This is a genomic window from Pseudomonas sp. CROZ-RG-20F-R04-15 (assembly GCF_022662375.1).
GTDB lineage: Bacteria > Pseudomonadota > Gammaproteobacteria > Pseudomonadales > Pseudomonadaceae > Aquipseudomonas.
Window position 1 is genome coordinate 345,715 of sequence record NZ_JAKNQL010000003.1, and the last position, 23,269, is coordinate 368,983.

Consider the following 23,269-nt stretch of genomic DNA (forward strand, 5'->3'; position numbering starts at 1 on the left):
CGGAACCATGAACGAACTGCACCGATCACCGCCCGATTCGGTGCAGATTCGTCATGGGAATACTGGACACGCTCAGATCCCATCGCCGAACATATTGTCTTTTCGAACAGGAACGGCTGTCGGCATGGATTACTTCTCCAGAAAAAACACCGCCGGTGCCTTTTCTTCGGACGGCTACAGATATCAAGACCACTGCGCACTGCTCAAGGCTGTGCAGAGTTTGCAAGACAACGAATTTGAAAGCATCGGCATCGAAACGGAGGACGACTTCTGCCTCTTGTTCCACCACCAGCGCATCAATGTTCAAGTAAAAGACAGTGAATTGTCCTCGGCGCTGATAAAAGCCCACGTTGCCGAGAACCAGCTGTTAATAGGGTCCGGCATCAAAAAAGAGGTGGAAACGTTCCTAGCGTATTTAACGCAATATAGAAACGCTCAAGCCAGCGGCGAGGCGCCAGAAAGAAAACGTCAAATAGACGCTGATTTTGCGGTCGTCGTTAAAAAACTCCACTTACCCGACATCCCTTCCTCTTGGTCATTGCAACATGTGCCTCGCGCCGGCCTGTATGAAAACATCGCGCACAATATCCACCGCATAGCCAACAGCAGACGGCAACTCGTGAATACTGACGAATGCATCAGTAAACTGCTTAGCCTGTTCGCCAACGCTCGCAGCGAAAGAAATTACTTCGACAAAAAGCAGTTGCTTGCGGTTATTTCCGGGTTCACCGCTGACGTCCATATTATCGAGAGCCATTTTTCTTCGTTTGAAGTGCCAATGGCTCAGAAAGTCCTAAATTCCGTGGGAGGGGCTGCGCCGCAACTGCTGGACAAGATTGCGGAAAAAATCCTTCATGCAGAAATTTTGCAGAAAAAAGGCGATTTGCGCGAAGCGCTGAAAATCTACACGTCCTTGTCGGAGTTCATTGAAACCGATGAGATATTTCTTGCATGCGCCATGTTGCACGACATGTTGGACGACATGCCCGCCGCCAGAGAAGTTGCCGGCCGGGCACTGGATTGCAACCGACGCAGCTTTGGCGCCCACTTCATTCTGGCCACACTCGCTTGCGCCACGGATGACAAAAAAGAAGGTCTCAATCATTTCGAAGCCGCCTACGCCATCAACCCCTCTGATCCTGCGCTGCTCTACAACCTCGGCGTGTTCTGGCAAAAAGAGGACTTGCCCAAGGCCACTGACTTCTACAAACGCTCACTGGCACTGAATAACGACAACAGCTCTGCACATCTGAATTGTGGAGTAAGCCTGTTTTTGAGTGGCGATTGTAATAATGCCTTGGATCACATCAATCAGGCCCTGCTTCTGGACCCAGGTGCAGCGGATGCGTTGTCGCAGAAAGGTGAAATTCTGAGATTCCTCGGTGACCATTCAGACGCTGCTGGGCTGTTTGAAAGGGCTTTGAGCAGTGACGGCGACAACGCCATCAGCCTGGCGGGCCTGGCCTATTGTTGCCTTGCACTGGGCGATGTATCCGGTGTGGGCTTGCTGATCAACCATCACGAGAAAAAACTGCTGGAACTGAACGTCGGCCAATCTCTTGAAATCACCGTTCCTGGAGGAAGCAGCAGCAGCCTGATCACAATTGAACGAAGCACGGATAAACAGTTGAAATTCTGTTACAACGATCTCAGCGTGATGGTCTCCTGGCCCAATAACGACTCAGTGAGCATAGGGACCCTGCCCCTGCGAACGGGTGAATTGGTCCCGCATATCACCAAGGTGTACGACACCCGCGAAGACTTCCTCAAGGCATTATTGTTGATCGCTTCAGACACGGACAACGAAGACAATAAGTTGAATCATGGGAAGATCAGGGTGTTGCCAGACCGTTGCCTGATAACGCTCCAGATCAACGCACTCACGATTACCGGTACGACACCCAGAATCATGGGTGGCCTCGAAAGCTTTCAGGAAAACTATGATGGCAATTTCCGGCTGATTCTTGTCAATCGCGAAAGCAGAGTAGCCAACCATTTCAACCTGCGAGGTGTCGAGTTTTCCTGAAGGTGTTCGGCGTGGCGCTGCTCGCCGGGGATTGTTTCGGTCAACCGGCCTCGACTTCATGAATCTGCGGAGCGTTCAGCATGTTTGCCAGTCCCATTCATCAGCATCTCGACTACCTGCTCCAGACCATGGCTGAAGGCGAATTCATCGTATTGACCGGGGCCGGCATCAGCACGCCATCGGGCATTCCGGATTACCGCGACAGCGACGGTGTACGCCGCGGCCGGCAACCGATGATGTACCAGGAATTTCTTGCCGCCCTTGAATCACGCCGCCGCTATTGGGCACGCGCCATGCTCGGCTGGCCGAGGGTGCGTCAGGCGCAGCCGAATGCCGCTCACGAAGCGTTGGCCGATTTGCAGCGCAATGGGTTGATCCGCGATTTGATCACTCAGAACGTCGACACCCTGCACGATCAGGCTGGCAGTCACGATGTGATCGAGTTGCACGGCAGCTTGCATCGGGTTCTGTGCCTGGACTGCGGCCAGCGCAGTGAGCGTGATTCGATTCAGCAAGTGATGGAGTTGCAAAATCCGTATCTGGCTGGCGTTGATGCGGTGCAGGCGCCGGATGGCGACACCCTGCTCGACCCGGCGTTCGAGGCGCGTTTTCAAGTGCCGCACTGCCCGCATTGCTTTGGTGAGCGGATGAAACCGGACGTGGTGTTTTTCGGCGAGAACGTCGCGCAAGCCACGGCGGCACGGGCGATGGCGGCGGCGGAAAATGCGGCAGGGATGTTGGTGGTGGGGTCTTCGTTGATGGCGTATTCGGCGTTTCGTTTGTGCCGGGTAATTGCCGATCGCGGCAAACCGTTGATTGCGATCAATCTGGGCAAGACACGGGCGGATGATTTGCTGGATTTGAAGATTGAAGCGTCGTGTGAACAGCTGTTGCCTTTATTGGTACGGCAACTGATTCGGTGAGTTGCTGCAATCCAGGTTCGACTTAAGGCCCAGCCCCTCACCCTAGCCCTCTCCCAAGGGAGAGGGAACTGACCGAGTTGTCAGGTCTGAATACGGCGGCCTGAAAATACTGAGTCGAGCTCACAATCTCAATAACCCACGATCAGCTCCCTTCCCCCCTCGCCCTCTACCAAGGAAGAGGGAACTGACCGAGTTGTTCTCACGCGATACATCAACCTGAAAATTTCGAGTCGAACTCAGGATTTGAGAAATCCCCGACTGGCTCCCTCTCCCCCTCGCCCCAGGGGGAGAGGGCTGGGGTGAGGGGGTAGATCTCACAGTCGCCCCAGATCTTCCGCCTGGAGAATATCGAACAATGCCTGCGCCGCCGCCGACAGTTCATTGCCCGGCTCTGTCAGCACGCCAATGGCCCGCTCCACCGAGTCATCCAACGTCAGGCAATGGGCGCCCAACTCCTGCATCTGCCCGGCACACAACGCTGGTACGGCACTGACCCCCAGACCGCTGGCGACCATGCGCCCGACCGTCGCCAATTGATGACTTTCAAACTCCACCGGCAACTTCATGCCCCGCGCCTGCAAGTGCTCTTCGAGCATTACCCGCACCGTCGATGGCCGCTGCAAGGTAATGAACGGCTCCTGCAGCAACGTCTGCCAATCGATCTCGCCGCGCTGCGCCAACGGCGAATCCTTCGATACCACCGCAACAAAGCGATCCATGTACAGCGGCGTGAACGTCATGGCAGTGTTTTGCATCGGCTCGAACGCCACACCCAGTTCCACCTGACGGTCACGGACCATTTCCAGCACCTGCTCGTTGATCACATCGTTGACCGTGACGTTGACGTTCGGATAGCGCGCGCGAAACGTTTTGAGGATCGGCGGCAGCAGATTGCCGGCAAACGACGGCATCGCCGCCAGCGTTACCCGCCCGCGCTGCAAGCTGAAGCGCTGACGCATTTCGTCTTCGGCGTTGTCCCAGTCGGCAATCAGGCGCCGGGCCAGTGGCAGCAGCGATTCGCCCTCTGCGGTCAGCGCCACATTGCGCGTGTTGCGGCTGAACAGGCGTCCGCCCAATCCTTCTTCCAGCGCTTTGATGGTCAGGCTCAAAGCTGATTGCGACAGGTGCAGCCGCTCGCAGGCGACGGCGAAACTCAGGCTCTGGGCCACGGCGAGGAAGGCGCGGATCTGTTTGATGGTCATACTGAAGCCTCAGGCGTGGTACATGATCGTTCCCACGCTCCTGCGTGGGAATGCAGCCCGTGACGCTCCGCGTCACTGGACGCAGAGCGTCCCTAGAGGCATTTCCACGCGGAGCGTGGGAACGATCAAAGCGTTAAGCGGCAAGCCATAACGCGACTATTGAGCTTTATCAATCAATCGACCTCAAAAATCAACTTAACAAATATATCCTCCAGCGCGACACTCCAACCATTCGGCTAGCCAGCCGCCCGCAAATAATAAAAGAGGTGCATATGGCAGGTTTCGACAAGCGTGTGAGTTCCTATGAGGAAGCCCTGGCCGGGCTTGAGGACGGTATGACCGTCATCGCCGGCGGCTTCGGTCTGTGCGGCATTCCGGAAAACCTGATCGCCGAGATCAAGCGCAAAGGCACCCGCGACCTCACCGTCGTCTCCAACAACTGCGGCGTCGACGGTTTTGGCCTCGGCGTGCTGCTCACCGATCGCCAGATCAGTAAAGTCATCGCCTCCTACGTCGGCGAAAACAAGCTGTTCGAAGAGCAACTGCTCAAAGGCGACATCGAAGTCATCCTGACCCCGCAAGGCACCCTCGCCGAGAAAATGCGCGCGGGCGGCGCCGGTATTCCGGCCTTCTTCACCGCCACCGGCGTCGGCACCCCGGTCGCCGAAGGCAAGGAAGTGCGTGAGTTCAAGGGCCGCAAGTACCTGATGGAAGAGTCCATCACTGGCGACTTCGCTATCGTCAAAGGCTGGAAAGCCGACCACTTCGGTAACGTCATCTACCGTCACACCGCGCAGAACTTCAACCCGCTGGCCGCCACCGCCGGCAAGATCACCGTGGTTGAAGTCGAAGAAATCGTCGAACCCGGCGAACTCGACCCCTCGCAGATCCACACCCCGGGCATCTACGTCGATCGGGTCATTTGCGGCACGTTCGAAAAACGCATCGAACAGCGCACCATCCGCAAATAATTCAGGCTGACGGAGAATAAAAACATGGCACTTACCCGCGAACAAATGGCTCAGCGCGTCGCCCGCGAAATGCAGGACGGCTTTTATGTGAACCTCGGCATCGGCATTCCGACCCTGGTCGCCAACTACATTCCCGAAGGCATGGAAGTCATGCTGCAATCGGAAAACGGCCTGCTTGGCATGGGCCCTTTTCCGACGGAAGACACCATCGACGCCGACATGATCAACGCCGGCAAGCAGACTGTTACCGCACGCACTGGCGCGTCGATTTTCAACTCTGCCGAATCCTTTGCAATGATCCGCGGTGGTCATGTCGACCTGACCGTACTCGGCGCCTTCGAAGTCGACGTCGAAGGCAACATCGCTTCGTGGATGATCCCCGGCAAACTGGTCAAGGGCATGGGCGGCGCGATGGATCTGGTGGCCGGCGCCGACAACATCATCGTGATCATGACCCACGCATCGAAGGACGGTGAGTCCAAGCTGCTCGCCAAATGCAGTCTGCCGCTGACCGGTGCCGGCTGCATCAAGCGCGTGCTGACCGACCTCGCCTACCTCGAGATCGAAAATGGCGCTTTTGTCCTCAAGGAACGCGCACCTGGCGTCAGCGTCGAGGAAATCGTCGCCAAAACCGCTGGTAAACTGATCGTCCCGGATCACGTACCGGAAATGCAGTTCGCTGCCGAGTGAGGAATTCGAAAATGCAAGACGTCGTAATTGTTGCCGCCACGCGTACCGCGATCGGCAGTTTCCAGGGTTCGCTGGCCAGCGTGTCCGCCGTTGATCTGGGCGCGGCGGTGATCCGCCAATTGCTCGAACAAACCGGTCTGGACGGTGCGCAGGTCGATGAAGTGATCATGGGTCAGGTGTTGACCGCCGGTGCCGGCCAGAACCCGGCGCGTCAGTCAGCGATCAAGGCTGGCCTGCCGCACGCGGTGCCGGCGTTGACCCTGAACAAGGTCTGCGGCTCGGGCCTCAAGGCCCTGCACCTCGGCGCACAGGCGATCCGTTGCGGCGACGCTGAGGTGATCATCGCCGGCGGTCAGGAAAACATGAGCCTGTCCAACTACGTGATGCCGGGCGCACGCACCGGTCTGCGCATGGGCCACGCGCAAATCGTCGACACGATGATCAGCGACGGTCTGTGGGATGCGTTCAACGACTACCACATGGGCATCACCGCCGAGAACCTCGTCGACAAATACGAAATCAGCCGTGAGCAACAGGACGCCTTCGCCGCGGCCTCGCAGCAGAAAGCCGCCGCCGCGATTGAGGCCGGTCGCTTTGTCGATGAGATCACCCCGATCCTGATCCCGCAGCGCAAAGGCGATCCAGTGGCGTTCAAGGTCGATGAGCAACCACGTGGCGACACCACCGCCGAATCCCTGGCGAAACTGCGCCCGGCGTTCAAAAAGGACGGCAGCGTCACTGCTGGCAACGCTTCGTCGCTGAATGACGGCGCCGCTGCGGTCATCCTGATGAGCGCCGAGAAAGCCAAAGCCCTCGGCCTGCCGGTTCTGGCGAAAATCGCCGCCTACGCCAACGCCGGCGTTGACCCGGCAATCATGGGCATCGGCCCGGTATCGGCGACCCGTCGCTGCCTGGACAAGGCCGGCTGGAACATCAACCAACTTGACCTGATCGAAGCCAACGAAGCGTTCGCCGCACAATCGCTGGCGGTGGCCAAGGATCTGCAATGGGATCTGGACAAGGTCAACGTTAACGGCGGCGCCATCGCCCTCGGTCACCCGATCGGTGCATCGGGTTGCCGCGTGTTGGTGACCCTGCTGCATGAAATGATCAAGCGTGATGCGAAAAAAGGTCTGGCGACCCTGTGCATCGGCGGCGGTCAGGGTGTGGCACTGGCGCTGGAACGCGCATAACCAGAGTTCAACAGTGATCGGCGGATCCACGACATCCGCCGCTTGCTGGCAACAAAAACCCGGTGCGACTTGCGTTGCACCGGGTGTTTTTTTGCCTGTTCGAAATGTGCTTTGAATGTTGCGGCTCCTTCGCGAGCAGGCTCGCTCCCACATTTTGAAATGCGTTCCACTGTGGGAGCGAGCCTGCTCGCGAAGGGGCCCGCCCGGTCAGCGAAAATCTATGGCTTGCGCAGCAGGTACGTATCCATGATCCACCCATGCTCCGCCCGCGCAGCCTTGCGCACCCGCTCGATCTCCTCCGCGACATCCGCCAGCCTGCCGCTGATCAGAATCTCGTCCGGCGTGCCCAGATACGCCCCCCAGTAGATCTCGGTCTGCTGATCGGCGACCTGATGATAGGAATCCTCGGCATCGAGCATCACCACCAGACTGTCCGTATCACTCACCTGTCCGGCCGCCAAACGCCGCCCGGTGGTGATTTCGATCGAGTGACCGATCGTGTTCAACGGCACCTTGTGCTGCGCCGCCAGCGCCTGAACACTGGTGATCCCGGGGATCACCGCAAACTCGAAGGCACACCTGCCCGAGGCCAGAATCGTCTGGAGGATACGCACGGTGCTGTCGTACAACGCAGGGTCGCCCCACACCAGAAAACCGCCGCACTGGCCGTCAGACAATTCGTCATTGATCAGGCGTTCGAAGGTCTGCTGCTTGGCGCGGTTCAGATCATCGACACTGGCCGTGTAGTCGACATCGCCCCGCACACGCTCCGGGCTGTGGGCTTCGACGAGGCGATAGTCAGGGTCGTCGATGTAGCGTTCACAGATCTCGCGACGCAAGTCGATCAGCTTGTCCTTGCTCTGGCCTTTATCCATCAGGAAGAACACGTCGACCTGATTCAGCGCCTTCACCGCCTGCATCGTGATGTAGTCGGGATTACCGGCACCGATACCGATCACCAGCAGTTGTTTCATCAAAGTGCTCCTTTAACGTCGAGGCCTGACAAGCGTAGCCGCCAGCGCCCGGTGAAGCGCAGTTCGACCATCGATAACGGTTCGACATCAATGTCATGAAACGCAATGCCGCGCATCACGTGGATCAGCGCGGCGCGGATGACGAATGGATGCGTCACCGCCACCACATGTCCCGAAGTGCCTTGCAGACTGGCCAGCCACTGCGCCACGCGCTCACACAACTGCGTCACCGACTCACCGCCATGGGGTGTGGCGTCGGCGTCTACCAGCCAGGCATGCAGCGCAGCGTCTTCCGAGGCTTGCAGGGATTTTATCGACTTCCCGTGCCAGCGGCCCCAGTCGCAATCGCGCAGCGCCTCTTCAATTTGCGCATCTGCACCAAACCACTGCGCCGTCTGTTGCGTGCGCAGTTCCGGCGCGCAATTCAAGCGCCGCGAGGCATCGAAACGGTCAGCCAAAGACCCTGGCGCCAACACGCTATTTTCAACAGGTTCATTCGTAGGAAAACACGCCAATTTTTGTGCGACGGTTCGCGCATGGCAAATCAATGTCAAACGAGTGGTCTGCACAGGGATTGCTCCGGTAGGCCTTCATGAAAATCAACGGCGCAACGCCGTTCTATCGGCAATTGTGCCGTAAACCAAGGGCTGCGGGGCTGTTGGAAAATCCCGGCAACAGCGAACCAAGGCTGAAATACGGCAATCTCTGACACGCTCGCGGGCAATGGACTACAAGACTGGTCGAACTCTGTGTAGCCCTTGTTACACGGGCGTCTCGCTCCATTCTGAAGCCTTTTCAACACACTGAAAAATTCACTAGACATGTAACGTCAGTTACATAAATACTGTTTTAATGGATTATGAAGCGAATTCAACACCCTCATCCAGCAGGAGCCCGGATGCCCCCTCTCAGAGACCTGATCACCGACCCCGGCCTGGATCTTACGCCGTCGGAGCGCAAAGTCGTTCGCGCCTTGCTTGATCAGTACCCACGCAACGGTCTGGGGCCGATGGCGCGACTGGCCGAACATGCCGGCGTCAGCGATCCGACCATTGTGCGACTGGTGAAAAAACTCGGCTTCGGCGGTTATGCCGAATTCCAGGAAGCCCTGCTCAGCGACATGGACCACCGGCTGCGCTCGCCGCGCACGCTGTTGCAACCCCGCGCCCATCAGCACAAGGACGACGCCTGGAGCCACTATCTGGGCGACAGCCATCGCCTGCTGGTCGAAACCCAATCGCTGACCCAACCGGAAGACGTGCGCATTCTCACCGACTGGCTGCTGGATGCGCGGCATCAGGTGTACTGCTTCGGCGGGCGCTTCAGCAGTCTGATGGCCACCTACCTGCTCAATCACCTGCGCCTGCTGCGGCCCGGCTGCTTTGCCCTGGAAGATAACGCGCAACTGCCCGATCGTCTGTTCGATCTGCAACGCCAGGACGTGGTGCTGCTGTTTGACTACCGCCGCTACCAGACTCAGGCCCTGCGCGTCGCCAGTGCCGCGAAGAACAACAACGCGCGCGTGGTGCTGTTCACCGATATCTACGCTTCGCCGCTGCGCGAACTGGCCGATCTGATCATCAGCGCCCCGGTGGAATCGGCCTCGCCGTTCGACACCATGGTGCCGGCGCTGGCTCAGGTCGAAGCACTGATCGCCTGCCTGACCCTGCGCACCGAAAACCTCGCCGATCGCCTGGAAGGCATCGATGCCCTGCGCAACGACTTCAACACCCACCTGCTGGAGGATAAATAAGGATGTTCAGCCTTCCCCACCGCTCGCCGCGGGACTTGCCGTTTGTCACCGATCACACCGCGCTGTTGCTGGTGGATATGCAGCGTGCCTGGCTCGAACCGCAGTTCGACGCGCACCTCAACGGCCCTGACGCCGAGTACTTCCTGACCCGCGCGCACATGCAGGTGGTGCCCAATCAACGTCGCTTGCTCAGTGCGTTTCGCGAGGCGCGGCAGAACGTGCTGCACACCATTATCGAAAGCCTCACCGCCGATGGTCGCGACCGCTCGCTCGACCACAAACTCTCGGACATGCACCTGCCCAAAGGCAGCGTGCAGGCCAGGATCATTGAAGACCTGACCCCGGTGGAAAACGAAATCGTCCTGCCGAAGACATCATCGGGCGTCTTCAACTCGACCAACATCGACTACGTGCTGCGCAACCTCGAAACCCGCCATTTGATCATCGCCGGTATTGTCACCGACCAATGCGTCGACATGGCCGTGCGCGACGCTGCTGACCGCGGCTATCTGGTCACGCTGGTCGAGGACGCTTGCGCCACCTACAGCGCCGAACGCCATGACGCCTGCCTGAATGCGATCAAGGGTTACTGCTGGATCACCGACACCGACACCGTGATCAGCCGCCTGCAGGAGATGCGACCATGAGCACGCGCCTGACGCCGCTGCCGATGACCACCCTGGTCACCACCGACCTGATCGGCATTACCCGGGGCCGCTCGTTCCCCACCGATGAGCTTGAGCATTATCAAGCGGCGGGTTGCGGCTGGGTGCCGGCCAACAGCGCGTTGACGCCGCAGGACATCATCGCCTCGACCAATCCATGGGGCGCTTATGGCGACCTGCGGTTGATTCCCGATCTGAGCAGCCGCGTCACCGTCGGCAACGGCCCGGACGCCAACGCGCCGGCGCTGGATTTTATCCACGGCGATATTCGCGAAACCGATGGCCGTCCGTGGGGCGCCTGCCCGCGCACGTTGCTGCGCGATGAAATCGAGCGTTATCGCGATGAACTGGGCTTGCAGGTCAACGCCGCGTTCGAACACGAGTTTAATCTGCACGCCGGTTTCGCCGAACATCTGGCGTTCTCCCTCGAGGCTCAGCGTCAGGGCGCCGAATTCGGCGGCTGGCTGCTCAGCGCCTTGCGCGCCGGCGGTGTCGAGCCGGAAATGTTTCTGCCGGAATACGGCAAGCACCAATACGAAATCACCTGCCGCCCGACGCTCGGCGTGGCGGCGGCGGATCGCGCCGTCAATGTGCGCGAGATCACCCGCGAGATCGCCCGGCAAATGGGCCTGGACTTGAGCTTTGCGCCGAAAACCGCTGCCGACGCGGTGTGCAACGGCGTGCACCTGCACGTCAGCCTGCTCGATCTGGCCGGTGTGCCGATGCTCTACGACGCAGGCACCAGCAATGGTCTGTCGAGCCTCGGCCAGCATTGGGCGGCGGGGATCCTGCATTACTTGCCGGCACTCTGTGCCTTCACCGCACCGACGCCGGTGTCGTACGAGCGCTTGCAGCCGCATCACTGGAGCGCGTCCTACGCCTGTCTCGGCCAACAGAACCGCGAGGCGGCGCTGCGCATCTGCCCGACCGTGACCCTCGGCGGCAAATCCGTGGCCAACCAGTTCAACCTCGAATTCCGCGCCATGGACGCCACTGCCTCGCCGCATCTGGCCATGGCGGCGCTGCTGATCGCCGGGCGACTGGGTATCGAACAACGCCTGGCGCTGAACGCGATCACCGATGAAATTCCCGATTCACTCAACGACGAGCAACGCAAGGCCCGGGGCATCGTCGCCCTGCCCGCCTCGCTGGCCCAGGCACTGGATTGCCTGCGCAACAGTGGCACCTTCACCGAATGGCTGCCCAAGCCGCTGCTCGACACTTATTACGCCCTGAAAACCGAGGAACTGGCGCTGACGGAACAGCTCTCGCCCGCTGACTTGTGTGAGCACTATGCACGCCTGTACTGAATCCGCCGAGCTGGGGTTGTACACCCGACCGGCCTACAACCTGAGCCGCGAAGAGTCGACGCACCCGTTGATTCTGGTGTGCGAACACGCCAGCCGCTACATCCCCGACGCCCTGAACAACCTGGGCCTGGACGATGCCGCCGCGCGCGAACACATCGCCTGGGACATTGGCGCCCTGCAACTGGCCGAGCAGTTATCGCAGAGGCTCGGCGCAACCCTGTTGAGCGCCAACTATTCGCGCCTGCTGATCGATTTGAATCGGCCACGCCACGCCCCGGACAGCATTCCGGCGCAGAGCGAGATTTATCAAGTGCCGGGCAACCGCGAGCTGGACGAAGCCACCCGCGAATACCGCCGCCAAACGCTGTTCAAACCGTTCCACGCACGCTTGCAGACCTTGATCGACGAACGTGTCGCACAAGGCCAAGCGGTGCGTGTGGTAGGGATTCACAGTTTCACCCCGGTGTATTACGGCCAGCCGCGACCGCTGGAAGTCGGCGTGCTGTTCGGTCAGGCCAAGGCCTACGCGCAACGCCTGCTCGACGGTCTCGGCGAACACCCACTGAAAGTGGCCGGCAATCAGCCGTACAAGATTGATCCACTGGGCGACATGACCGTGCCCGTACACGGCGATGCCCGGGGCCTCGACTCGGTGCTGATCGAGGTGCGCAACGACTTGCTGCGCAGTCCCGAAGCCGTATCGCGCTGGGCCGGATACCTCGCGCCATTGCTGTAATGAATGAAAGACTGCTGACGCTGTAAACGATGGACCGATAACAACTAAAACGACCGACTGGCTGACAAGGAGTTGCGCTTCATGGAAATTGAAGAATTCGGCTACAAGCAAGAGTTGAAACGGAGCCTGACGCTGACCGACCTGGTGGTGTACGGGATGATCTTCATGATCCCCATCGCCCCGTTCGGGGTGTACGGCTACGTCAATGCCGAGGCGCCGGGGATGGTGCCGCTGGCGTACATCATCGGCATGGTGGCGATGCTGTTCACCGCGCTGAGTTACGGCAGCATGGCCAAGGCTTTTCCGATTGCCGGTTCGGTCTATTCCTATGCGCAGCGCGGCCTCAATCAGCACGTCGGCTTTATCGCCGGCTGGCTGATGCTGCTCGATTACCTGCTGATCCCGCCGCTGCTCTACGTTTATGCGGCAATGGCGCTCAACCATTTGTACCCGGACATCCCGAAAGTCGGCTTCATTCTGGCGTTTCTGGTCAGCGCGACCTTCGTCAACCTGCGCGGCATCACCTTCACCGCTCGGATGAACATCATCTTCCTGCTGGCGCAACTGGTGGTGCTGGGCATTTTCCTGTTCTACGCCTGGAATGCCCTGCACAACGGTGGCGGTAACGGCGAGCTGACTCTGGCGCCGCTGTATCACCCGGAAACCTTCAACTTCGCCCTGCTGATGCAAGCGGTATCGATTGCGGTGCTGTCGTTCCTCGGCTTCGATGCGATCTCCACCCTCGCCGAAGAAATCAAGGGCGATCCGGGCAAGAGCGTCGGCAAAGCCGCACTGATCACCCTGGTAGTCATGGGCGTGATTTTCGTTGCACAAACCTGGATCGCCACCGATCTGGCGGCCGGCATGGGTTTCAAATCGGCCGACACCGCGTTCTATGAAATCGCCGAAATCGCCGCCGGCAGTTGGCTAGCGACCCTGACTGCTGTCGCGACGGCACTGGCCTGGGGCGTGGCCGTGGCCATCACCTCGCAAGCCGCGGTTTCGCGCCTGCTGTTCGGCATGGCCCGCGACGGCAAGTTGCCGAAAGTGCTGGCCAAGGTGCACCCGAAACACAACACGCCGTACCTGAGTATTTACCTGGTGGCGGTGCTGTCGCTGGTGATCTGCTACCTGTTCATCAACTCGGTCGACACCCTGACCTCGCTGGTCAACTTCGGCGCGCTCAGCGGATTCATGCTGCTGCACCTGACAGTGATCAACTACTACTGGCGTCGGCAGAAGTCCGGTCAGGTCATGCGTCACCTGATCTGCCCGGTGGTCGGTTTCATCATCGTCGCGGCCATCATGTACAACATGGGCGTCGATGCGCAAAAACTCGGCCTGATCTGGATTGCTCTGGGTCTGGTGTACCTGTTCTTCCTCAACAAACTCGGCGCCGGCACCGCGCTGCCTGATCCGAGCAACGGCTGACAAGAAAAAGAGCGGCGTCTGACAACAAATCAGGCGACCGCCGATTTATCGCGTGGACACCGACAGTGATAGTCAGGTTCGGCGACATCGCCAAACCTTTTGATACAGGAGTACATCCATGCTGGTCTTACGCCCAGTCGAGCAGACTGACCTGCCCCAGCTCCAACAATTGGCCCGCGACAGTCTGGTGGGCGTGACTTCCCTGCCGGACGACAGCGAGCGCCTGCGCGCGAAAATCGCCGCGTCGTGTGCTTCATTCGCCAACGAAGCGGCATCCCACGGCCCGGAAAACTACTTTTTCGTGCTGGAAGATCTGGACGGTCAGCGCCTGCGCGGCTGCTCGGAGATTCTGGCTACGGCAGGCTTCGACGAGCCGTTCTACAGCCTGCGCAACCGCCATTTCACCAGCGCTTCCCGCGAGTTGAACATCGAACACGGCGTGCCAGCGCTGTCGCTGTGCCACGACCTCAACGATCACACGCTGCTGCGCGGCTTTCACATCGACGCCAATCTGGTACGCACGCCGTTTTCCGAGTTGTTGTCACGGGCGCGCCTGCTGTTCATCGCCGCTCATGCACCGCGCTTTGCCGAGGCGGTGATTACCGAGATCGTCGGTTACAGCGATGAGGAAGGCCATTCGCCGTTCTGGGATGCACTGGGCAAACACTTCTTCGACCTGCCCTACGCGGAGGCTGAACGTCTTTGCGGGCTGCAAAGCCGCTCGTTTCTGGCCGAACTGATGCCGCAATACCCGATTTACGTGCCGATGCTGCCGCAAGTGGCGCAGGACTGTATCGGTCGTATTCACCCGGACGGTCAGGAAGCGTTCGATATCCTTGAGCGTGAAGGCTTCGAAACCAACAGCTACATCGACCTGTTCGACGCCGGCCCGACCCTGTATGCGCGTACCGCCAATATCCGTTCGATTGCCCTCAGTCAGACTGCAACGGTGCAGCAACGACCCCAGATCGATGCCCGTGGCCGTTTCTTGCTGAGCAATGACGCGCTGCACGGCTTCCGCGCCATCATTGCCGAGCTCAATTACCAACCCGATCAACCGTTGTCCCTCACCCCTGCGATGTGTGCGGCGCTGAACGTGACCGATGGCAGCCCGATCCGGCTGATTGCCCTGTGAAACCCGCCCGGTTGCGCAGTCAACGACAGTGCCCGAACAGGCGCGCAGAAGGAGTTACAGCATGATTGTCCGTCCGGTCAAAGTCAGCGACCTGCCTGCCTTGCTGGCGCTGGTACAACAGGCCGGCCCGGGGTTCACCACCCTGCCGGCCAACGAAGATCGCCTGTCCCACCGGGTCCGTTGGGCGCAGCGGGCGTTTGCCGAACAGGTGGAACGCGCCGACGCGGACTATCTGTTTGTGCTCGAAGACGACGATATGCGTGTAGTTGGCGTCAGCGCACTGGCCGGGGCGGTCGGCCTGCGCGAGCCCTGGTACAACTATCGAGTCGGGCTGACGGTGAGTTCGGCGCCGGATCTGGGCATTCAACGGCAGATCCCGACGCTGTTCCTCAACAATGAACTGACCGGCCAGTCGGAGCTGTGCTCGTTGTTTCTCGGTCACGAACAGCGCCACGGCAGCAACGGCCGTCTGTTGTCGCTGGGACGTTTGCTGTTCGTTGCCGAATTCCCGCACCTGTTCGGCGAGAAGATGATTGCCGAACTGCGCGGCAGTGCCGATGAACACGGTTGTTCGCCGTTCTGGGACAGTCTGGGCCGGCATTTCTTTCAAATGGACTTCAGCCATGCCGATCACTTGTCCGGCCTTGGCAACAAATCGTTCATCGCCGAACTGATGCCGCGCCAGCCGCTGTACACCTGCATGCTCACCGAACAGGCCCAGGCGGCGATCGGCCAGGCCCACCCGAATACCGAGCCGGCGCTGAAAATCCTCCAGGCCGAAGGGTTTACCCACAAAGGCTACATCGACATTTTCGACGGCGGTCCGGTGATCGAGGCGCCAGTGCGCAATATCCGCACCGTGCGCGAAAGTCTTGAGCTGACCTTGAGCCTCGGCAGCCCGGATGAACAGGCGCCGTTGTGGCTGATTCACAACCGCCGTCTGGAAAACTGCCGCATCACCGTCGCCCGCGCCCGCCGGGTCGGCAGCAGCCTGGTGATCGACCGCCTCACGGCCAAGCGCTTGCAGCTGCAACCGGGCAATTCGGTGCGCGCGGCGATGCTGCCCAATCAACAGCAACAGGCGGTGGCGGCCTGACGGTCACCACCGCAAAAAGGTAAATCCTTTCAGCAAAAGAGTCCGCGACAACCTGTCCCTTGCAAATTCGTCATGATCCTTGACCCATTCGCGTGATAGCCTTTTCATTCTTCGGCGTTGACACCTTTGTTCAAGCCTTTCCATTCCTTTGTATTGGTGGAACTCGTATGACCAGGCTTTCCCATCAAGATTTGCGCCGTAACTTCCGTCAACTGCTGGCTTCCGACACCTGCTATCACACGGCTTCGGTGTTCGATCCGATGTCCGCGCGCATTGCCGCTGACCTGGGTTTTGAAGTGGGGATCCTCGGTGGTTCCGTGGCCTCGCTGCAAGTGCTCGGCGCCCCGGACTTTGCCCTGATCACCCTCAGTGAGTTCGCCGAACAGGCCACCCGCATCGGCCGCGTCGCCCAATTGCCGGTGATCGCCGACGCCGACCACGGCTACGGCAACGCCCTCAACGTGATGCGCACCATCGTCGAACTGGAACGCGCCGGCGTCGCCGCCCTGACCATCGAAGACACTTTGCTGCCGGCGCAATTCGGCCGCAAATCCACCGACCTGATCACCGTTGCCGAAGGCGTCGGCAAGATCCGCGCAGCGCTGGAAGCCCGGGTTGATACGGAAATGGCGATCATCGCCCGTACCAACGCCGGCATCCTGCCGAACCAGGAAATCATCAGCCGCACTCGCCAGTATCAGGCGGCCGGGGCTGACGGCATCTGCATGGTCGGGATTCAGGATTTTGATCAACTCGAACAAATCGCCGAACACCTGACCGTACCGTTGATGCTGGTGACCTACGGCAACCCGGCGTTGCGCGATGACAAACGACTGGCCGAACTCGGTGTACGCGTGACCATTGATGGCCACGGCGCTTACTTTGCGGCGATCAAAGCGACGTACGACAGCCTGCGCGAGCAGCGGCAGATCTTTACCCAGGCTTCGGACCTGAGCGCGACCGAGTTGACGCACACCTATACCCAGCCGGAGGAATACATTCTCTGGGCCAAGGAATACATGAGCGTCAAGGAGTGATGCACACGCTTTACCGGCCCTTTCGCGAGCAGGCTCGCTCCCACATTTGATCGGTGTCGAACACGAATATTGTGTTCACCCAAGATCCACTGTGGGAGCGAGCCTGCTCGCGAAGGCGTCCGCCGCTACACCGCTAAACCGGCGTCTTGTAAGCCTCTTCCCGCTGCACCGCCCGCGCCTGAATCACATTCAGAATCGCACAGCCCTCGCGCATCAACAGATGCACCGCGCTGGTCACCCGCGTCAGATCACAATCGGAAATACCCTTGAGGTTGAGACTGGCAAAGGTGTCGGCCAGATCGCGCACAACCACAAACCGGTGCATCGCACAGGCGGCCATGTCGCTGAGTTCTGAATGGGTATTGAGGAAGAGCACCGGGGATTCGGCGTCGTAGGTGTCGATGGGGAGGAAGCGGGGCATTACTTGGTCGGTCATAGAGTTCACTCCAGAAAGGTCAGGTTCTGTATTCGACCGGCCAAGATCGTCGCAGAGTTTTCTGCGAGCCGAGACTATAAGAGCAGCGCTCAACGGCTGCAATGAGCGCTTCTGTCGGACTTTTCGGTATTTTCTGTACGCCGTTCGCGACTTCCATTTTTCCCACAAAAGCCCCTCACCCTAGCCCTCTCCCAGAGGGAGAGGGAACTGATTGGGGGATGCTTGGGAGCTACGCCGACGTGAGAGACCGCGCTGAATGCGAATTTGCATTCAACTTCATCTGCCGGTTGCCACATGGACCACAAACTACACGGTCAGTCCCCTCTCCCTCTGGGAGAGGGTTAGGGTGAGGGGCCGATTTATCTGGCACCCCGCCGACTTCATCACACCGCAAACCACCTCACCGCGGCTTAGTGATCGTTCCCACGCTCCGCGTGGGAACGCAGCCCGGGACGCTCCGCGTCCCACACAAAGCCGAACGCGGAGCGTCCGTTGAGGCATTCCCACGCGGAGCGTGGGAACGATCACACCTTCACCGCGGCTTGGCCAACTCCATAATCATCCGCGACAACAGATAAATCCGCGGCGCCACGCTCGCCACTTCGGCGTACTCCTCCGGCGTGTGAATATTGCCGCCAACAATCCCGAACCCGTCCAGCGTCGGCGTGCCGACCCCGGCAGACAAACTGGCATCCGCCGCGCCGCCACTGCCCTCCTCCGTCAACTTGCGGCCAATCTCGCCGTAAATCCCCTGAGCCATGGCCATCAGACGATCCGACTCGGGCGTCTGCGGCATCGGTGGCAAGCCGCGTTGCAATGAAGTCTTCACTTCAGTTTCAGGAATCAATTTGTCCTGCGACACCCTCGCCAGGTCCTTCTCGATCCGGTCGAACTCCTCCGGCACCGCAGCACGCACGTCAGCCTTGGCCGTGGCTTGATCGGGGATCACGTTAGTGCGATCGCCGGCCTTGAGCACGGTGAAGTTGATGGTGGTTTTCTTCGCTTCATCGCCAAGTTTGCCCAGTTGCAGAATCTGGTGCGCGGCCTCCATCGCGGCGTTGCGCCCCAGTTCCGGCGCGACACCGGCGTGTGCGGCTTTGCCCTTGACCTCGACCAGCGCCGTCGCGCTGCCCTTACGCCATACCACCAGACCGTCTGCCGGGCGTCCCGGCTCCAGATTGAGCGTCACGTCATGCTGTTTGGCAGTTTTCTTGATCAGGTCGGTGGCGACGTCCGAGCCGGTTTCTTCACTGGCATCGAGCAGGAAGGTGATCTGCGCGTAGTCCTTGAAATCGAGGTTTTTCAGGACTTTCAGCGCGTAGATCCCGGCAACGATGCCGCCCTTGTCATCCATCACCCCCGGCCCGTAGGCGCGGCCGTCCTTGATGTGGAACGGCCGCTCGGCCGCCGAACCTTCCTTGAACACCGTGTCCATGTGCGCCATCAGCAGGATTTTCGCCTTGCCGGTGCCTTTGAACGTGGCCAGAACATGGTTGGATTTTTCCGGCGTGTTCGGCACCAGTTCGATGGTGGCGCCGAGTTTTTTCAGCTCATCGATAGCGATGTCGCTGACTTGCTTGAGGCCCGGCTCGTAACCTGAACCGGAGTCGATATTGACCAGCCGCTCCAGCAATTTCAGGGCTTCTGGCTGGTATTGCTCGGCATCGGCGAGCACTTGTTTGTGCGGTTCGGCGAAGGCGTGGGCAGCGGAGAATGCGAGAGACAGGCCGAGGCTGGCGGCCAGCAGGGAGCGAGAAAATGAGAACGTCATGAAGCGATCCTTGTTTCGCGTCGGGGGGATTTAACCGTACCCGACATCGGCGCTAGGCTCTACACCGAATGCGACCTCTCCCTGACCACCACCGAACAAACTGTGGGAGCGAGCCTGCTCGCGAAGGCGTCGTGTCAGGCGATATCAATGTTGGCTGACCCAGCGCTTTCGCGAGCAGGCTCGCTCCCACAAGGGATGTGTGGTGTAGCGGATCAGACCGAATCCAGCAAAGTCCGCCGGGGCTTGTCATCACAATTGCAGATCACCCGGTTGCGCCCGCTCGCCTTGGCCTCGTACAACGCCTGATCGGCATCATTGAGCCAGCGCGTCGCGTCGGCATGCGCCGGATCGTACGCCGCCAGGCCAATGCTTAAACTGACTTTCAACGCCGGGTTCTGCTCATAGCCCAGAATCGCGAAACGCTCACGCAACGCCTCCATGGCCTGCGCGGCGTTGAACAGCGGCAGTTCCGGCAGAATCACGCAGAACTCATCTCCACCATAGCGCCCGGCAATGTCCGTCGCCCGCAGGTTCTGCTTGAGCAACTTGCTCAACTGCCGCAACACAATGTCGCCGGCAACATGGCCGTAGGTGTCGTTGATCGCCTTGAAGTGATCGATGTCGATCAACGCAATCGCCGCGCCCTGCTTCTGCCGCTTGCAGCGTTGAAAGGCGATCTCCAGTTGATCCTTCCAGGCACCGTGATTGAGCAACCCGGTGAGGCTGTCGGTGCGGCTCAGGGCAAGCAGTTCGCGTTTATGCCGACCGAGGGTGTAGGCCTGGCGAAAGCAGATCCAGCCCAGCGCCAACGGGTACAGCAGCAGTAACGGAAAACAGGCGTACATTTGCGCAGGCGTGGTCTGCGGAACGAATGCCGGGGCAAAGACCACCAGCCCGACGCCGACCCCGAGCAACTGCGCCGCAGAACCTGCCAATAGAAAGCGTGAACCGCCGATAGCGACGTTGTTCATCGCCATCATCGAAATGGTCGTCGCCGTGGGCAACGGATTGAAATGCATGGCAGCGACCCAGAAGCCGCCAAGAAACGCGTCGATCAACAGATTTCGGTGTTCGGCGTGATAGGGAACGCTGGAGCGGCGCGCCCATTGAAATGCCAGGTGTGGCCAGACCAGGCCGTTGAAGAGCATCAGCGCCCAGACCCACAGCGGCGGATCGAGCGCATACATCGCAACGGAAACACACAGCAGCCCAAGCAACAGCCCGAGGGTTCGCGACGTATAAAGCCTCCTGGCCAATGAAAGTCCCTTTCCTCCCGTATTTCCCATGAGGACCTCGATCACGCACACCGCAGGACGGATGTGATGGGAGTCTATCAGGGCGACGTTAAATAGCCATCACCGGCCAGCGGGCTGAATAGAGCGCCATCAACACCTTACACAGTGCAAATATTTGGCTATACATGAAAGGAGCAAAATGGAAAAACAACTATAAGAAGGAGGCCCATGCACACCTTTCAAGTGTTGATCATCGGCAGCGGTTTTGGCGGCCAGTGTGCCGCAATCAACCTGCTGAAGGCCGGGATCGACGATTTTCGCCTGCTGGAACGAAGGGACTTCCTTGGCGGCACCTGGTGCCAGAACACATACCCCGGCGCGGCGGTCGACGTGCCGTCGCCGCTGTATTCGCTGTCGTTCGCGCCGTACCGCTGGTCGCAGATGTTCGCCGGACAGGCCGAACTGCAGCGCTACACCGAGCATGTCATCGAGCAGTTCGGTTTGCGCGAACGCGTGGAGTTGCAAGCCAATGTCGAGCGCGTCGAATGGGACGACACGGAAAAACGCTGGAACGTGTACACCGGCAGCAAAGGCACCTTCCATGCGCAGTTTCTGATCAATGCCACCGGGCCGCTGAGCCAACCGGTCATCCCGCACTTTCCCGGCCAGGATCGCTTTCAAGGCAAGACTTTTCATACAAACAATTGGGATCACAGCTACGACTACCGCGGTAAACGCGTGGCCATCGTCGGCAGCGGCGCCAGTGCGGTGCAGGTGATTCCGGCGATTGCGCCGCACGTCGAGCAACTGCATGTGTTTCAGCGCACGCCACACTGGGTGCTGCCCCGCGCCGATCGTCAGTTCGGACCGCTGCAGCAATGGCTGCTCGGCCGCAAACCCGCCTACAAGCTGTTGCGCTGGCTGATTTACTGGCAATTCGAAACCCGGGTCATCGCGTTCAAATACTCGAAAGCGGCGATTCACATGGTCCAGCAGCACGCGCTGCGCTTTCTCAAACGCCAAGTGCCAGACCCGGTGTTGCAAGGCAAACTCACCCCGGACTTCACCATCGGCTGTAAACGGGTACTGGTTTCCAGCACGTATTACCCGGCGCTGAGCCGTCCCAACGTGACCTTGCATACCCGCGAGCAAGGCATCGCTTCCATCGACGAAACCGGCATCAACACTCAGGACGGTCAGCACATCGATGTTGATCTGATCGTTTGGTCGACCGGTTACGACGCCACCGACGGGGTGATTTCCTACCCGGTCAGCGGAAAAAACGCCGTGCAACTCAGAGATGTCTGGGCGCAATACCCGCGCGCGTATCTGGGCACCAGTCTGCCGGACTTTCCCAACCTGTTTATCGTCACCGGCCCCAACACCGGCATCGGTCACACCTCGGCGCTGTTCATCATCGAGTCGCAGATGAACTACATCCTCGACTGCATCCGCACCGTGCAGACCAAAGGCTTGCGCAGCATCGAAGTGCGCCGTGATGCGGAACGTACCTACACTGAGATGATTCATCGGGAGATGGAGCGCACGGTCTGGAAGTCCGGCGGCTGCCACAGCTGGTATCAAAGCAAGAGCGGTCATGTGATCGCGATGTTTCCCGGCTTCAGTTTCAGCTATCACCGCTTGACCCGGACGCTGAAACCGGCCGACCACATTCTGTCCTGAACACGTAAAAGGAAGACGTCGATGCTTTTGCTGTTTGTCGCCCTCGCGGTTTTCGTGGCCTGGAGCTGGTTGAGTTATCCGGCGGTTGGTCATTGGCTGTATGACCTGAACATGGCCATCGAGGCCAAGTTGTACAAATTGCACAAGATCGAAGTGCCGATCGCCGAGATGACCGTCTCGACCTGGCAGGGCGGGCCGTATGAAGCGGCCAGCGCGATTCTGATGCTGCATGGCTACAGCGCCGACAAGAACCTGTGGCTGCGATTTTCCCGGCACTTCGTGCGCCAGTATCGGGTGATCATCCCGGACCTCGCCGGCCACGGTGAAACCGGCTTCAAGGCTGGCGGTGGCTACGACATTCCGTTGCAGGCCAAACGCATGATCCAGTTGCTCGACGTTTGCGGCGTGGAGAAAGTCCATGTGATCGGCAACTCGATGGGCGGCTACATCGCCGCGTGGCTGGCGGCGACTTATCCGGATCGCATCGCTTCGGTGGCACTGATCGACCCGGCGGGCGTCACCGCACCCGAGGCTAGCGATATGGAGCGGCATCTGGCGCGCGGGCATAACCCGTTTCTGATCAATTCCCGGGAAGAGTTTCGCCAGTTTTACGCGATGACCATGGAATCGCCGCCGTGGGTGCCGAACCTGGTGCTGGACGCCATCGCCCAGCGCTACGAACAACAACGCGATGAACTGGAAGAGATCTTCCGCGATTTTCGCGCCAGCCCGCCGATGGAGCCGAAACTGGCCGACATAAAATGCCCGGCGCTGTTGCTCTGGGGGCGCAAGGATCGGCTGATCGACGTCAGCAGCGTGCCCGTGTGGAGCAAGGGCATCGCCAATTTGCGCGTGGATGTCTGGGATCACGTCGGGCACATGCCGATGGTTGAACAGCCGGGGAATACGGCGCGGCTGTATCGCGAATTCCTGGGAAGCCAGAGATGACAATGCACTCTGCCCTGCCCCTGCCCCTGATCGTTCCCACGCTCTGCGTGGGAA

The 23,269-nt window shown here is 59.7% G+C and carries 21 protein-coding genes; 15 read left to right on the forward strand and 6 right to left on the reverse strand.

What is annotated here, in order from left to right; genetic code table 11:
• Positions 1-7 precede the first annotated feature (7 nt).
• Both L8H52_RS07700 and L8H52_RS07705 read left to right on the forward strand, forming a co-directional pair.
• Positions 8-2,026, forward strand: coding sequence for a tetratricopeptide repeat protein (locus L8H52_RS07700; RefSeq protein WP_242206531.1), 2,019 nt, complete (start codon positions 8-10; stop codon positions 2,024-2,026).
• Positions 2,027-2,106: 80 nt separating this feature from the next.
• A complete protein-coding gene (locus L8H52_RS07705; RefSeq protein WP_242206532.1) occupies positions 2,107-2,949 on the forward strand; it encodes an NAD-dependent protein deacetylase in 843 nt (280 codons plus the stop codon).
• Between the two features lie 314 nt (positions 2,950-3,263).
• On the opposite strand, the gene L8H52_RS07710 is transcribed toward L8H52_RS07705, so the two are convergent.
• Positions 3,264-4,151, reverse strand: coding sequence for a LysR family transcriptional regulator (locus tag L8H52_RS07710; RefSeq protein WP_242206534.1), 888 nt, complete (start codon positions 4,149-4,151; stop codon positions 3,264-3,266).
• Positions 4,152-4,423: 272 nt separating this feature from the next.
• Between L8H52_RS07710 and L8H52_RS07715 the strand changes: the two genes are divergently transcribed.
• From L8H52_RS07715 to L8H52_RS07725, 3 genes are read left to right on the forward strand one after another with little or no spacing between them, the layout of a single operon-like run.
• Positions 4,424-5,122 carry a CoA transferase subunit A gene (locus L8H52_RS07715; RefSeq protein ID WP_016983257.1) on the forward strand — a complete coding sequence of 233 codons (699 nt, stop codon included), beginning with the start codon at positions 4,424-4,426 and terminating at the stop codon, positions 5,120-5,122.
• 24 nt (positions 5,123-5,146) lie between these two features.
• Entirely contained in the window at positions 5,147-5,812 is a 666-nt protein-coding gene (locus tag L8H52_RS07720; protein ID WP_242206536.1) for a CoA transferase subunit B, read from the forward strand.
• Positions 5,813-5,823: 11 nt separating this feature from the next.
• On the forward strand, positions 5,824-7,005 hold the full coding sequence (locus tag L8H52_RS07725) for an acetyl-CoA C-acetyltransferase (protein ID WP_242206538.1): 1,182 nt from the start codon (positions 5,824-5,826) through the stop codon (positions 7,003-7,005).
• A gap of 218 nt (positions 7,006-7,223) precedes the next feature.
• Here L8H52_RS07725 and cobF read toward each other — a convergent pair whose 3' ends face one another.
• A complete protein-coding gene (gene cobF / locus L8H52_RS07730; protein WP_242206539.1) occupies positions 7,224-7,979 on the reverse strand; it encodes a precorrin-6A synthase (deacetylating) in 756 nt (251 codons plus the stop codon).
• The gene (locus L8H52_RS07735; protein WP_242206542.1) at positions 7,979-8,548 is read right to left on the reverse strand and encodes a histidine phosphatase family protein; all 570 of its coding nucleotides are present in this window, start codon (positions 8,546-8,548) and stop codon (positions 7,979-7,981) included. The genes cobF and L8H52_RS07735 overlap by 1 nt, the downstream gene beginning before the upstream one ends.
• A 329-nt stretch (positions 8,549-8,877) precedes the next feature.
• Here L8H52_RS07735 and L8H52_RS07740 point away from each other — a divergent pair, with 329 nt between their 5' ends.
• The 8 genes from L8H52_RS07740 (at position 8,878) to L8H52_RS07775 (ending at position 17,142) form a co-directional block, all read left to right on the forward strand.
• A complete protein-coding gene (locus L8H52_RS07740; protein WP_007919561.1) occupies positions 8,878-9,732 on the forward strand; it encodes a MurR/RpiR family transcriptional regulator in 855 nt (284 codons plus the stop codon).
• 2 nt (positions 9,733-9,734) lie between these two features.
• Positions 9,735-10,379, forward strand: a complete 645-nt coding sequence (locus tag L8H52_RS07745; protein WP_242206544.1) for an isochorismatase family cysteine hydrolase — start codon at positions 9,735-9,737, stop codon at positions 10,377-10,379.
• On the forward strand, positions 10,376-11,707 hold the full coding sequence (locus L8H52_RS07750) for a glutamine synthetase (protein WP_242206545.1): 1,332 nt from the start codon (positions 10,376-10,378) through the stop codon (positions 11,705-11,707). The genes L8H52_RS07745 and L8H52_RS07750 overlap by 4 nt, the downstream gene beginning before the upstream one ends.
• Positions 11,691-12,443 (forward strand): N-formylglutamate amidohydrolase, encoded by a 753-nt coding sequence (locus L8H52_RS07755; RefSeq protein WP_242206546.1) that lies wholly within the window; start codon positions 11,691-11,693, stop codon positions 12,441-12,443. Before L8H52_RS07750 ends, L8H52_RS07755 begins: the two co-directional genes overlap by 17 nt.
• 81 nt (positions 12,444-12,524) lie before the next feature.
• Positions 12,525-13,874: an APC family permease gene (locus tag L8H52_RS07760; RefSeq protein ID WP_242206547.1), complete on the forward strand. Its 1,350-nt coding sequence runs from the start codon at positions 12,525-12,527 to the stop codon at positions 13,872-13,874.
• Positions 13,875-13,992: 118 nt separating this feature from the next.
• Positions 13,993-15,009, forward strand: a complete 1,017-nt coding sequence (locus L8H52_RS07765) for an arginine N-succinyltransferase (RefSeq protein ID WP_242206548.1) — start codon at positions 13,993-13,995, stop codon at positions 15,007-15,009.
• A 61-nt stretch (positions 15,010-15,070) separates the two neighbouring features.
• Positions 15,071-16,105 carry an arginine N-succinyltransferase gene (gene astA / locus L8H52_RS07770; RefSeq protein ID WP_242206549.1) on the forward strand — a complete coding sequence of 345 codons (1,035 nt, stop codon included), beginning with the start codon at positions 15,071-15,073 and terminating at the stop codon, positions 16,103-16,105.
• Between the two features lie 167 nt (positions 16,106-16,272).
• Entirely contained in the window at positions 16,273-17,142 is an 870-nt protein-coding gene (locus tag L8H52_RS07775; protein ID WP_007919546.1) for an oxaloacetate decarboxylase, read from the forward strand.
• A 133-nt stretch (positions 17,143-17,275) separates the two neighbouring features.
• On the opposite strand, the gene L8H52_RS07780 is transcribed toward L8H52_RS07775, so the two are convergent.
• The 3 genes from L8H52_RS07780 to L8H52_RS07790 all read right to left on the reverse strand — a co-directional run bounded on the left by L8H52_RS07780 (position 17,276) and on the right by L8H52_RS07790 (position 20,635).
• Positions 17,276-17,578, reverse strand: coding sequence for a hypothetical protein (locus tag L8H52_RS07780; RefSeq protein WP_034152534.1), 303 nt, complete (start codon positions 17,576-17,578; stop codon positions 17,276-17,278).
• Positions 17,579-18,110: 532 nt separating this feature from the next.
• Positions 18,111-19,349: a M20/M25/M40 family metallo-hydrolase gene (locus L8H52_RS07785; protein WP_160039324.1), complete on the reverse strand. Its 1,239-nt coding sequence runs from the start codon at positions 19,347-19,349 to the stop codon at positions 18,111-18,113.
• 212 nt (positions 19,350-19,561) lie between these two features.
• Positions 19,562-20,635, reverse strand: coding sequence for a diguanylate cyclase (locus L8H52_RS07790; protein ID WP_242206550.1), 1,074 nt, complete (start codon positions 20,633-20,635; stop codon positions 19,562-19,564).
• A gap of 177 nt (positions 20,636-20,812) precedes the next feature.
• Between L8H52_RS07790 and L8H52_RS07795 the strand changes: the two genes are divergently transcribed.
• Both L8H52_RS07795 and L8H52_RS07800 read left to right on the forward strand, forming a co-directional pair.
• Positions 20,813-22,267, forward strand: coding sequence for an NAD(P)/FAD-dependent oxidoreductase (locus tag L8H52_RS07795; protein ID WP_242206551.1), 1,455 nt, complete (start codon positions 20,813-20,815; stop codon positions 22,265-22,267).
• 21 nt (positions 22,268-22,288) lie between these two features.
• The gene (locus L8H52_RS07800; RefSeq protein ID WP_242206552.1) at positions 22,289-23,215 is read left to right on the forward strand and encodes an alpha/beta fold hydrolase; all 927 of its coding nucleotides are present in this window, start codon (positions 22,289-22,291) and stop codon (positions 23,213-23,215) included.
• The last annotated feature ends 54 nt before the right edge of the window (positions 23,216-23,269 follow it).